The sequence below is a fragment of the Sorangium sp. So ce426 genome (assembly GCF_051475585.1).
GTDB lineage: Bacteria > Myxococcota_A > Polyangia > Polyangiales > Polyangiaceae > Sorangium > Sorangium cellulosum_B.
Map to the genome: position 1 here is coordinate 5,458,109 of NZ_CP150341.1, position 12,196 is coordinate 5,470,304.

The 12,196-nt window shown below is 71.9% G+C and carries 11 protein-coding genes; 6 read left to right on the forward strand and 5 right to left on the reverse strand.

Going from position 1 to position 12,196, the window contains the following annotated elements; all coding sequences use genetic code 11:
• Window positions 1-83: 83 nt before the first annotated feature.
• Window positions 84-1,625: a protein kinase domain-containing protein gene (locus WMF44_RS20230; RefSeq protein WP_437300758.1), complete on the reverse strand. Its 1,542-nt coding sequence runs from the start codon at window positions 1,623-1,625 to the stop codon at window positions 84-86.
• 134 nt (window positions 1,626-1,759) lie between these two features.
• Between WMF44_RS20230 and WMF44_RS20235 the strand changes: the two genes are divergently transcribed.
• The 5 genes from WMF44_RS20235 (at window position 1,760) to gyrA (ending at window position 6,952) form a co-directional block, all read left to right on the forward strand.
• Window positions 1,760-2,389: a hypothetical protein gene (locus WMF44_RS20235; protein WP_437300759.1), complete on the forward strand. Its 630-nt coding sequence runs from the start codon at window positions 1,760-1,762 to the stop codon at window positions 2,387-2,389.
• Between the two features lie 79 nt (window positions 2,390-2,468).
• Entirely contained in the window at window positions 2,469-2,702 is a 234-nt protein-coding gene (locus WMF44_RS20240; RefSeq protein WP_044965251.1) for a hypothetical protein, read from the forward strand.
• Entirely contained in the window at window positions 2,699-3,115 is a 417-nt protein-coding gene (locus tag WMF44_RS20245; protein WP_437300760.1) for an HNH endonuclease, read from the forward strand. The genes WMF44_RS20240 and WMF44_RS20245 overlap by 4 nt, the downstream gene beginning before the upstream one ends.
• A gap of 187 nt (window positions 3,116-3,302) precedes the next feature.
• Window positions 3,303-3,890, forward strand: coding sequence for a hypothetical protein (locus tag WMF44_RS20250; RefSeq protein ID WP_437300761.1), 588 nt, complete (start codon window positions 3,303-3,305; stop codon window positions 3,888-3,890).
• Between the two features lie 440 nt (window positions 3,891-4,330).
• A complete protein-coding gene (gyrA, locus tag WMF44_RS20255) occupies window positions 4,331-6,952 on the forward strand; it encodes a DNA gyrase subunit A (RefSeq protein ID WP_437300762.1) in 2,622 nt (873 codons plus the stop codon).
• A 9-nt stretch (window positions 6,953-6,961) separates the two neighbouring features.
• Here the strand turns inward: gyrA and WMF44_RS20260 are convergent, their stop codons facing one another.
• The 4 genes from WMF44_RS20260 to WMF44_RS20275 form a co-directional block, all read right to left on the reverse strand.
• Window positions 6,962-7,546 (reverse strand): gamma-glutamylcyclotransferase, encoded by a 585-nt coding sequence (locus WMF44_RS20260; protein ID WP_437300763.1) that lies wholly within the window; start codon window positions 7,544-7,546, stop codon window positions 6,962-6,964.
• 43 nt (window positions 7,547-7,589) lie between these two features.
• Window positions 7,590-8,786 carry a saccharopine dehydrogenase family protein gene (locus WMF44_RS20265; RefSeq protein ID WP_437300764.1) on the reverse strand — a complete coding sequence of 399 codons (1,197 nt, stop codon included), beginning with the start codon at window positions 8,784-8,786 and terminating at the stop codon, window positions 7,590-7,592.
• A 37-nt stretch (window positions 8,787-8,823) separates the two neighbouring features.
• Entirely contained in the window at window positions 8,824-10,284 is a 1,461-nt protein-coding gene (locus tag WMF44_RS20270) for an amidase (RefSeq protein WP_437300765.1), read from the reverse strand.
• 148 nt (window positions 10,285-10,432) lie between these two features.
• Entirely contained in the window at window positions 10,433-11,449 is a 1,017-nt protein-coding gene (locus tag WMF44_RS20275; protein ID WP_437300766.1) for a hypothetical protein, read from the reverse strand.
• A 413-nt stretch (window positions 11,450-11,862) separates the two neighbouring features.
• On the opposite strand from WMF44_RS20275, the gene WMF44_RS20280 reads away from it, so the two are divergent.
• On the forward strand, window positions 11,863-12,093 hold the full coding sequence (locus WMF44_RS20280) for a hypothetical protein (RefSeq protein ID WP_437300767.1): 231 nt from the start codon (window positions 11,863-11,865) through the stop codon (window positions 12,091-12,093).
• Window positions 12,094-12,196: the final 103 nt, after the last annotated feature.

Consider the following 12,196-nt stretch of genomic DNA (forward strand, 5'->3'; position numbering starts at 1 on the left):
ATCGAGGTCGCCACGGCGCGACCGCGCAGCCGCGCGACGGCGCCGGCGGAGATGGCGGCCGTCGGCCCGCTCCCTCGTTCAGCTCACTCCCCCCGCTCGGGCAGCCCCTGCGCCGCGCGCTCGAGCAGCTCGTGCCCCGTCGCGTCCCCCTCCTCGATGTGCGCGACGCCGATGCGGAGGGTCATCCGGAAGGGCGTCGTGGCCGCTCGCCGGAAGCGGCGCTGGCGCACCTTCTCGCCGAGCACCTTCGCGAACGCGGACGCCCGCGTCCGGCCGATCCCGGGGCAGACGATCGCGAGGGTGTCGCGGCGGTAGCGCCCGAGCAGCCCGCCTTCCGGCACGTAGATCCTGACGATGCGCGCGAGGTCGCCGAGGATGCGATCGACCCCCGCGCGGCCCTGCGCCTCCTCGACGCCCTGGAGCCCCTCCACGCTGAGCAGCAGCAGCGAGAGCCGCCTCGTCCGCTGCTCCTTGGCGCGCTGCACCTCCTTCTTCAGGAAGGCCCGGAGCCGCTCCTCGTGGACGACCGCGGCGAGGTCCTCGTCGCGGTGGCGCGAATCGCCGGCCTTGGGCGCTGGCTCCGGAGGCTTCGGCCCGGGGTCCGACGGCGAGCTGCCGCGCCGGTCGTCGGGCGAGCTGGCACGCCGCTCGTCCGCCTCGACCCCGCGGCGGGACGACGGCGGCGGGTTCGTGGGCCGCTCGGGCGGGGGCGGCGTCGACGGGGCGGGCGCGCCGAGCGCCTCCGCCATCAGCGTGACGGCCGCCGTGGCGCGCTCGAAGCGGTCCTTCGGGTCGATCGCGGTCGCCTGCTGGAACCACGCGTCGAAGGCGGGAGGCAGCCGGATGCTGCTGCGGCGCCGCGCGGCGCGGGCGCTCGGAGGCTCGGGCAACCCCGCCACCATCCGCTGGAGGAGCGCGTAGACCGACGGCAGGACGTTGGCCTCGGTCAGCCAGTACGGGCTGCCCACGAGCAGCGCGAAGGCGACATGCGCGAGCGCATGGATGTCGGTCTTCGGCCCGACGGCGACGTCGCCGCGGATCTGCTCGGGCGCCATGTAGAGGGGCGTCCCGACCATCGCCGTGCGGTCCGCCATGCTGCGGTGCGCCACGACCTTCGCCAGCCCAAAATCAAGGACCTTCACGCAAGGAGAGCCGTCGTCCCGCCTCGTCAGGAAGAGGTTCGCCGGCTTGAGGTCCCGGTGGACGATGGCGGCCGCGTGCATCTTGTCGAGCGCGCGCGCGACCTGGCCCAGGTAGAGCACCACCTCGGCTGGCGGCAGCGGGCCGCGGCGCGCCGACAGGCTCGCGAGCTCCTCGCCCTGGAGCAGGTCCATGACGAGGAACGGCATCCCCGAGTCGGCGTCGATGCCGGCATCGGAGACGTGAACGATGTGGTCGCTCTCGATACCGCCCGTGATCTTGGCTTCCTGGGCGAACCGGGCGCGCTGGGCCGGGTCCTGGATGGATCCGGCGAGCATCACCTTGAGCGCTCGGCGGCGGTCCGTGACCACGTCCACGACCTCGTACACCGCCCCCATCCCGCCCGTCTTGATGGGGCGCACGACGCGGTACCGCCCATGGAAAGGCGTGTCGGGTCGGAGCTGCGCGAGGCTCGGCGGATCCATGGGGTGATCGCGGCCCTGGGAGCATAGATCGGACCGGCCTTGTCCGGTCGCCGTTCGCGCCTCTCGAGGTGGGGTGGGCAGCTGGTGTGCCGGAAAACTCGACGCCTCCGGCGGCCGCGTGGTAGCTCCGCCGGGTGGGTTCGTCTGCGCTCGCCGTCCTCTCCGCCGCGAGGCGGAGCTCCGTGCCCTGGGCCGCGGCCGCGTTGCTCGGCCTCGGCGCCGTGACCCTCATCACAGCGCCCAGCTGCGGCAACGACGCTGTGGGCGTCGACGCCTGCCGGCGGATCGAGCAGGCCCGGTGCGAGGCGGCCGCCGTGTGCCCGGAGTGGATCGGCTCCGGGGACGTCGAAGAGCGGGTGAACACCTGCGTCGAGTTCTACTGGGACCAGTGCCTGCACGGCTTCGAGAACGGCGCCGGCGGCGGCCAGACCGTGGAAGAGCCGACGACCTTCCAGGTCGATGCCTGCGTTGCCGCCGTCGGCGAGGCGCGCGCCTGCGCCAGCGCCAAGGTCGCGTCCATGGCGGAGTGCTCTGCGGCGCCGCTCGCCGCGGGCGTGGACCGCGCGATCCCCCCCTGCAAGGTGATCACCGCGCAGGCGGAGGCGCTCGAGGCCTGCGCGTTCGTCGCCGCCCCGAACAGCGGCGGCGCCGGCAGCGGCAGCTCTGGCAACGCGGGCAGCGGCGGCTCCGGCGGCGGCAACGGCGGCTCCGGCGGCGGCAACGGCGGCTCCGACGGCGGCAACGGCGGCTCCGGCGGGCTCTGATACAGCTGCAGGAAGCCCTCTCGGACTGACGGATCGCCCACCTCGCACCAACCTGCTAGGTTCAGGGAGGACTTCGACGATGGCTACACCGGCAACAGTCCACGTTGATGTGGAGCTCCCTTCCGATCTCGCACAGCTCCGCCTCCCGGCGGGGGTCGATCGCAGGCTGCAGGCGCTCCTGGACAAGCAGGATCGCGGGGAGAAGTTATCGGCGGATGAGGCCATCGAAGCCGAGGGGCTCGTCGATCTCGCCGAGCTGCTCAGCTTGCTGCGCCTCCGCGCATCGCGGAAGGAGCCTGCGCTGACGCGATGAGCGGCGACGGCGTGCCCGCGGCGCTTCAGCGTCGCGTCCGCAAGCGTGCCGCCGATCGATGCGAGTATTGCCGGCTCTCCCAGGTCAGCCAGGAGGCCACGTTCCATGTCGATCACATCCAGCCACGGCACGCAGGTGGCCTGACCGCCCTGGAGAACCTGGCGCTCGCCTGTGTGTCGTGCTCCCTGCGCAAGGGAGCGCGGACCCATGGAGAGGACCCGACCACGGGCGACCACGCGAGCCTCTTCCACCCTCGCTGGGGTCGCTGGGAAGACCACTTCGACGTCACGGGCGAGCTGTCGATCGCCGGGAAAACACCGACAGGCCGCGCCACGGTCGCGCTGCTCCGGATGAATCGGCCTCTCGTCATCGAGATTCGACGTGAAGAGGCGCTGCGGGGTCGGTTCCCGTAGGGGGCGGGCGCCCGCGGCTTCCGCGAGCTCATCACCGCCTCGCGAGCGCGAGCGGCGCCGCCGGCGGCGGGCCTCGCTCGGCCGCGCGCCGTGCCCGCGCAGCTGGGCCGCGTTTCATGTGGCGCCGTTCCCCGGCTTGGACTAGTGCCCCCTGCCGATGGGCCGAGCTCGAGCTGGTTTCGGAACCTTGTTCGCTGCGGTGTTCGCTGCGGATCACGCGCGCGGGCGCTCCCCGCGACCCCGGACCGGCCGGTGCGCCCTGGCGCTCGCCGTCCTCGCGCTCACGGCCTGCGCCGACGGGTCCAACAACGACGACGACCTGCAGCTCGGGACGTCGGTGACCATCGACCCGCTCGCCTTCCTGGGCGGCGACGTCCAGTGCTCGGGCTCGGACGAGCCGGAGGCCATCCGCAGCTACGTCGCCACGCTCATCGACAACAGCGCGGAGGGCGGGCCGTCCCCCCTCGCCTCGTCGCCGCCAATCTCCTGTGCGTGGAGCGTGTCGTTCACCTCCGTCGTCGAGGGGCACGAGTACACGGTCAGGATCGACGGCTACGGGGGGGAGCTCGCCGATCAGCTCACGCCCAAAGGTGGCGCGACCTCCGGCAACCCCGAAATGCTGCTCCCCAACGGTGACAAGGCCGACCCGACCTGGACGTGGGAGTGCCCCGGCCCCGACCCCGACGTCCCGGACGGCGCCGGCTCGATCGTGGCCGAAAAGGACGTAGAAATCGTCGTCCGGACGTGCGCCCTGCCCACCCGCGTCGAGCCCTGACCTTTCCGGCGTCCCCGTTGCGCCGCCTCACGCTCCCGCCGCGCTGTCCAGCGCCCCCGCCCAGGACGCTCCCGCGCTCCCGCCGCGCTGTCCGGCACCCCTGATGCGCCCTCGGCGGCGCCTCGCGGCGCCCGCCGAGGAGCCGGCGGCAGGCCGCTATCCGCGCCCGCCGCGCGCGGGAAGGAACACCCTCTGAGGCCGGCAAACCCTTTGCGCCAGCCTGCCCCTTGGAGTACCTGAACGCATCCGTCGCATCCCCTGAACAGCGTGGGTCATAAGGGCGGGCGGCGAAGGCCGGACTCCACCTCGTCGCTCGTCGATCGAGGCCAGGGCCGCTTCTGCTGCTCCGCTCGACGCTCGAGCCGCGCTGGGATGGGCCTCTACGACGGGGGCCGAGCGCGCGCCGCGCCCGCCCCCCGCGCCTCGGGTGCAGGTCCCCCATGGAAGAGACGTCGAACATCCAGCAGAAGGTTCCGGTCAGCATCCAGGACGAGCTCCGGACGAGCTACCTCGACTACGCGATGAGCGTGATCATCGGCCGCGCGATCCCGGACGTGCGCGACGGCCTGAAGCCGGTGCACCGCCGGATCCTCTACTCGATGAACGAGCAGAAGATCGGCCCCACCGGCGCGCACAAGAAGTGCGCGCGCGTCGTCGGAGACGTCCTCGGCAAGTACCACCCGCACGGCGATCTCGCGGTCTACGACGCGCTCGTCCGGATGGGGCAGACCTTCAGCCTGCGCTACCCGCTCATCGACGGGCAGGGCAACTACGGCTCGGTCGACGGCGACTCGCCCGCGGCCATGCGGTACACGGAGTCGCGCCTGTCGCGGATGGCCGTCGAGCTGCTCGCCGATCTCGACAAGGACACGGTCGACTTCGTCCCGAACTACGACGACTCCGAGCTCGAGCCGAGCGTCCTGCCGGCGAAGTTCCCGCAGCTCCTGGTGAACGGCTCCGGCGGCATCGCCGTCGGCATGGCGACGAACATCCCGCCGCACAACCTCGGCGAGATCATCGACGCGACGATCGCGATCATCCGCAACCCCGACGTCACCCTGGAGGAGCTGCTCCACCTCGTCCCGGGCCCCGACTTCCCGACCGGCGGCCTCATCTACGGCAAGAGCGGGATCGTGCAGGCGTACACGACCGGCCGCGGCTCGATCACGATGCGCGGGCGCAGCCAGGTCGAGAAGACGATGAAGGGCGACCGCGAGCAGCTCGTCTTCACCGAGATCCCCTACCAGGTGAACAAGGCCCGGCTGGTCGCGAAGATCGCCGAGTGCATGAAGGAGAAGCGCATCGAGGGGATCAGCGAGGTGCGCGACGAGAGCGACCGCGAGGGGATGCGGATCGTCGTCGAGCTGAAGAAGGACATCTTCCCGCAGGTGGTCCTGAACCAGCTCTACCGGCTGACGGATCTCCAGGCGACGTTCGGCGTCATCAACCTGTCGATCGCGAACGGCCGCCCCGCGGTGCTGAGCCTGAAGGACACGCTCTCGCACTTCATCGAGCACCGGCGCGAGGTCGTGACGCGGCGCTGTCGGTTCGAGCTCCGGCAGGCCGAGTCGCAGCGCGAGCTCGTCGAGGGGCTCGGGATGGCGACGAGCGACATCGATCGCATCGTCGCGACGATCCGGGCCTCGAGCGATCCGGACGACGCACGGGAGAACCTGCAGAAGCTGCCGCTCCGGGGGCTCGGCGAGTTCCTCCGGCGCGCCGGCCGGCCGGAGCCCGAGTGCGCCGAGGCCGACACGCGCGGTGACTACTTCCTGTCGGAGCGGCAGGCCAAGGCGATCCTCGAGATGCGGCTGTCGCGCCTGACCGGCCTCGAGCGGGAGAAGCTCGCGAAGGAGTACGGCGAGCTGTCGCAGACCATCGAGCGGCTCCGGGCGATCCTGGCCGACATGGGGCTGCTCATGAACGTGATCGTGATGGAGCTCGAGGAGATCAAGGCGCGCTTCGGCGACAAGCGGCGGACCGAGATCGTGCCGGCCGAGGCCGAGATCCAGATGGAGGACCTGATCCAGGAAGAGGACATGGTCGTGACCATCTCGCACGCCGGCTACCTGAAGCGGACGCCGACCTCGACGTACCGGGCGCAGCGCCGCGGCGGCAAGGGGATGGTGGGGATGGAGGCGCGCGAGGAGGACTGGGTGAGCCAGCTCTTCGTGGCGTCGACGCACTCGTATGTCTTCTTCTTCAGCGACAAGGGCAAGGTCTTCGTCAAGAAGGTCTACGAGATCCCGCAGGCGCCTCGGAACGCGAAGGGCCGGGCGATCGTGAACTTCGTCGGCATGGAGCCGGGGGAGAAGGTCGCGGCGATCACGCCGGTGCCGAGCTTCGACGGCGAGACGTTCGTGGTGACGCTGACCCGCCGCGGGCAGATCAAGAAGACGGCGCTCAACGAGTACGAGAACTACCGGGACAAGGGGATCATCGGCGTGCGGATCGAGGAGGGCGATCAGCTCTTCACGGCGGCGCTCACCGACGGCAAGCGCGAGCTCGTGATCGCGACGCGGAGCGGGATGAGCATCCGCTTCCCCGAGGACCAGGTGCGCCCGACGGGCCGCGCGACGATGGGCGTGAAGGGCATCGAGCTCGACGAGGGCGACGTGGTGGTGGGCCTCGGCGTGAGCGGCGACGGGCGCGACCGGGTGCTCGCGGTGTGCGAGCGCGGGTACGGCAAGCAGACGCCGCTCGAGGAGTTCCGGCTCCAGAGCCGCGGCGGCAAGGGCGTCATCCTCATCGACGCGAGCGAGCGGAACGGGCCGGTCGTGGGCGTCGCCATGGTGAGCCCGAGCGACGAGGTGCTGATCGTGACCGATCGCGGGCAGATGATCCGCACCAAGACGAGCGAGATCCGCGAGACGGGGCGCAACGCGCAGGGCGTGCGGATCATGCACGTCGGCCAGGACGAGCGGGTCGTCGCCGTCGAGGCCTTCGCGGCGGACGCGGCCGAGGCCGAGGAGGGCGGGTCGGCGCCGCCGAGCGCGGGCGTGGAGGGGACCAACGGGGTCGCGGATCACGCGGGCGGGAACGGGAGCAGCGAGGTCAACTAGAGCGGGGAGCTAGGGGCCTACGGTGGTCGTCGGGTCGACCGGACGGGGAGCTCGACGGCCGACGAGGGCCGCTAGCTCGGTCACGTGCTCGTCGTGGGCGCCCATCGCCACGAGCGCGTCGGCGAGCTGAAGCACATACTCGACGTTCGAGCCGCTCGGGCCGTGCGACGCGAGCACCTGAGCGGCAATCTCGGGGAGCGGCGCAGCGCCCAGATAATCGGGGTTATCGGGCGTGGCCAGGTACACGATGGCCGATCGGGCCGAGATCTCCGCGCGCGCCGCCGCCCCGTCCTCGAGGTGGAGCGGCACGTCGTGGCGCGCATAGCCGCCCTTCTCGCGGTGATCCAGCGCGCGGAGCACCTCGTCGAGCTCGGCCCCGGCAACGCGATAGGCCATCCCCCAGCAGCGCGCGCCAGGCGACGGAATCAGCGTGACCACCCGCCCGGGCGCCCCGGGGACGCCCCGATGATCGGTGGATCCCTGCCAGAAGCGGCGGGCCCACCCCGTGATGTACCCGGGCGCCATCTGCTCGAAGCGGAAGGCAGGCCGCCAGATCAACGAGCCGTAACCGAAGATCCACGTCTCGCGGTGCACGGAGCGATTGTACCAAACCGCGCCGGCCGTCAGCCGCCGCAGCTCACCCCTCGAGCAGCTCGAACCGGATCCCCGCCGCCTGAAGCCGCTCGATGAGCCGCTCCCCCATCGCGACGACTGGCGTGATGACCCCGGCGCGCGCCGGCAGCCGCTCGCGGTCGAACGCCATGCAGAGCGCCGACTCTGCCACCATCTTGGCCGTCTCCGAGTAACCGGGATCGCCGCCGCTCACCCGCGTCACCACCTTGCGCGACGCGCTCTTCCCCTGGAAGGTCACCTGGAACCAGCTGCGCGCCCGCTCCTCCGCGCTCGGCCCCTCCCCCGGGCTCCGCACCTTGCGGAGCAGCTCCCGCGTCGGCCCCACCTTGGCCAGCGCCGTGACCGCGCCGAAGCCAGCGATCCCCATCACGAGCTGCAGCCCGGATTTGACCTGCACGTTGTGGCTGTACTGGAAGTCGGGGCCGTAGGCGTCGAGCTCCCGCGCGCTCCGCAGCACGACGAGCGGATCGATGCTGGGCATCGGGCAGAGCCATGCGCGCAGCCCCTTCTCGTAGCGGATGCGCGTCTTGAGCCCCCGCACCCTGCGCGCCCCGTGCGCGTCCTCGCCGCGCGCGGCGCCCTTCCTGGGGCCGGGGCGCGCCATGATCTCGAGCAGCGACTGCCAGGTGCCGCCGGAGAAGCTGGCGTGCGCGCGCACGATGCCCTCCACCACGATCGGCTCGCCCGCGGGGAGCTTCGTCACCGTGAAGAGCACCCCAAGGTCGTGGGGGATGCTGTCGAAGCCGCAGCAGTTGACGATCCGCACGCCCCGCGCGCGGGCGGCCTCGTGGTGGCGCTCGATGAGGCGGTCGACGAACCCGGGCTCGCCGGTGAGATCCGCGTAGTCGGTGCCCGCGCGGATGCACGCCTCGACGAGCGGCTCGCCGAGCGCCGTGTAAGGACCGACCGTCGTGATGACGACGCGCGCCTGTCGGGCCATGCGCTCGAGCGACGCTGCGTCGTCCGACGCCGCCTCGATGACGCCCAGCGAGGAGCACGCCGGATCGATCGCCTCCATCGCCGCCTTCACCTCGGCGAGGCGCCCCGCGTTCCGGCCAGCGATCGCCCAGCGGATGGGCCGCTCTTCCGCGCCACGGGCAGGCGCGTCCTTGCCCTTGGTGGCGAGATACTCGGCGACGAGGCGACCGGTGAAGCCGGTCGCTCCGAAGACGATCACGTCGTACGCGCGGTCGCTGGTCATGGGGGCAGCCTTGATACCACGACCGCGGGCGGGAACGTCATCGCCGGCACCACGAGAGCGACGGCGGCACCCAGCCGCCGAACGAGCGCTCCAGGTGCTCCGCCACGGCGATCGTCACATGATCGTTGCCGTGGATCGCCGCCACCTGGACGCCGAGCGGCAGCCCCTCGCCGTTGAGGCCCAGCGGCACCTGCGTCGCCGGCATCTCCATGACGTTGAGCACCGCGGTGTACGTCCACTGGAAGGGCGGCAGGAGCGGCGCGTAGTGCCGCGGCGCGGGGCTCGGATAGGACGGGTAGAGCATCACGCCCTGCTCGCCGATGCGCGACACGAGCTCGGCGCGCAGCGCCTTGCCGAGCTCGAGGGCGCGCTCGACGCGCGCAGGCAGCAGCCCGCCGACGTCCTCCAGCAACGCGAGCCCCAGCGCCGGCAGCGTGTGCGTCGAGCGGCGGACCGACCAGCGGGCGAGCTCGCGCGGCAGGCTGACCGGGCGGCCGTCACCGAGCAACGCCCGGAACGTGACGCCCCCGGACGTGCCCACCATCGCGGTCCAGATGTCGAGCGCCCGCGCGAGGAGGTCGACCTTCGCCTCGATCACCGTCGCCCCGCAGGCGGCGAGCGCCTCCGCCGCCCTCCGCTGCGCGGCCACGAGATCGGCGCTCACCCGGCGCACCCCGTCGTGCTCGACGGAGAGCACCGTCAGCGCGCCGAGATCGACCGAGGCCGGATCGCCGAGCGGCAGCGGCGCACAGCCCGGATCGCGCGCGTCGGGGCCGGCGAGGATGCGGAGCACCGGCATGAGATCCTCGGCGCGCCGGGCGATCGGCCCCGTCGTCATGAAGCGGAGCCCTCGCTCGCCCGGCAGCGGGAACTGGCCCGAGGTCGGCACGAGCCCGCCGGTCGGCTTGTGGCCGAAGACGCCGTTGAAGAACGCGGGCATGCGGATCGATCCGCCGATGTCCGAGCCGAGCCCGACCGGCGCGCCGCCCGCGCCGACCACCGCGGCCTCCCCGCCCGAGCTGCCGCCCGCGGTGCGCGCCGGGTCGTAGGGGTTGTTCGTCCGGCCGTAGAGCCGGTTGTTCGTCTCCATCCACATGCAGAGCTCCGACACGTTGGTGACGCCGAGCGGGATGAAGCCGGCCGCGCGCAGGCGCGTGACCGTCACGGCGTCCTCCTCCGCGCGCACGCCGGCGCGTGCGACGAGCCCCGCGGAGTTCGGCATGCCGGCGACGGCGAAGCTCTCCTTGATGGAGCACGGGACGCCGAGGAACGGCGGCGCGCCCGCGGCCCCGCCCTGTTCGAGGAGGGCGTCGGCCGCGCGCGCCTCGGCGCGGGCGGCCTCGAACCGGCCCGCCACCATCGCGTTGAGCGTCGGGTTCACGCGCTCGATGTGCCGGATATGGGCCTCCACGACCTCGGCCGACGTCACGGCGCGTTCGCGGATCAGCGCGGCGAGCCGGGTCGCGGAGAGCAGGAGCAGCGGATCTCGTGACAGCATGCGTGCGACCGAGGATCAGGCTCGGGACGACGACCCAGGTCAAGGGTCCGCCACCCCGGATCCGTCGATCGCCCCCCGCCCCATCCCGGGCGCGAGACGCGCGCGACCCTCGCCGGGCGTCCTTTTGGACGCCGGAGGCGCGAGCGGCCTACTCCTCCGTGGCCTGCTCCGCGCCCGCGGCCTGCCCCGTGCCCGCGCGCTGCACCGGCGCGGCGGCGACCGCGCGCACCGGCGCTCGCTGCGGGAAGGCCCACCGCACCGCCCCGGTGACCAGCCAGTCGACCGCCCCCCGGTCATCGACCTGGATGCCTGGATCGACGTACACCTGCACCCGTTCGCTGAGCTCTGCGCCGACCTCCAGCACGCTCGTCGACACGACGCGGTGCACGCCGCGGTGGTCGATCGAGAACGCCTGGTCCGGGCTCACCCAGAACCCGTGCGGCAGCTCGATGATCGCGAATTCCCTGATCGTCGACTTCTGGATGGCGTTCCGCTCCGGGTCGCCGCCGAACGACACCGCGTGCTGCAGTTGGGCCCCCAGCCGCGCGGGCCGCGCCACGCGGAAGTACGCCTGGACGAGGGGCGCCACCTGGTTCTTTCCCGCGCCGAGCGCGCGCTTCGTCGCCGAGTCGAGGACGAGATCCGTGCCCAGGACCAGCGCGAACCGCGGCGTGGCGACCACGCGGACGAGCGGCCGGATCAGGATGTCGCCGAGCCCCATGTCGCGCTGGCCCTCGGTGTCGCCCGCGTACGCGAGCGGCAGGTCTGCGCGCAGCGAGAAGTTCCTGGTGAAGGCGTAGTCCCCCCGGAGCACCGCTGCGTTGAAGAAGCCGTTCTTACCGATCGAGTAATCGTCCCGGAGCTCGAGGAAGGTGCTGAAGTTGGCGGCCGCCCTCGGCGGCGTCCGGGGCGCCGCGGCGGCGGGCCGCTCCGGCGCGGCAGGTGGCTGCGCAGGCGGCGCGGGTGGAAGCGACGGCCGCGCGGGCTGTGCACCGGCGATCGCCGTCGGATCCCCTGGCTGCGCAGGATCGGCGCGGGCCGCGGCGGCGCCGCTCAGCGCGAGGAGCCCGACCGTGCCGAGAGAGGCCACGTGGCGGCGCTTCAGACCCGAGGGCGAGACCGTCCGATCGGCAGGGCGCGCCTGCGCGACGCGATGCGCTTGCATGCCGGGTTCATGGGTGTGTCGCGCGATCTGGCGGCAGTCAGTTCAAGACAGCAGTCTGCACTTCGGGGGCGCATGAGACGACGTCCGGTGTTTGCGCACCTCTCCCCCGGCGCCCCAGCATCCTGGCCGCGCCCTCGCTTGCGCGCGCTCGCGCGCGACGCGCTCGGCGCGCCTCGCTCGACTCGCCCGGCGTCGCGCTCGAGCGACGCATCCGTGCACATCGAGCGCAGCGCATCGCCGTTCGAGACACTGCAGACCGAGCTCCCGGACAGCGCCGATCCGTGCTGAACATCACGTGGTTCACGTGCGCGCGCTCGAACAAAAAACTGCACGAAATGCCGCAGAAACAAGCGATCTGTAAAGAAACAACTTGACGCGACGCAGCAGCTCTGTAGGGTAGAAGCATCTACGCCATGCAGAAGCCGATGTGCACCGCCAGCGCCCACGCCTCCGGCGATGGGACCCTCGCTGAGAAGGTTGTGCACCCCGCTTCGTTGGCGTCCTCGACGGCGCGTTCGTCCGTCGTCGTCGAAGGCGGCGTTTCCGTCGGGCTCCTAGCGGGCCTAGTCATTCCTGCGCTCATCAGCCTAGTTGACGTCGTCGGGCTGATTCGCGTCGGGAACGGTTGCGGGCCGCCGCTCTGAGCTGAGACAGCATGGAGATAGGCCCCCGCACCGAGATGGTCCGGGGGCTTTCGTTTTTTTCGGCCTGAGGGTTCACGGAGAGCAGCCGTCGTCGAAGGAGGAT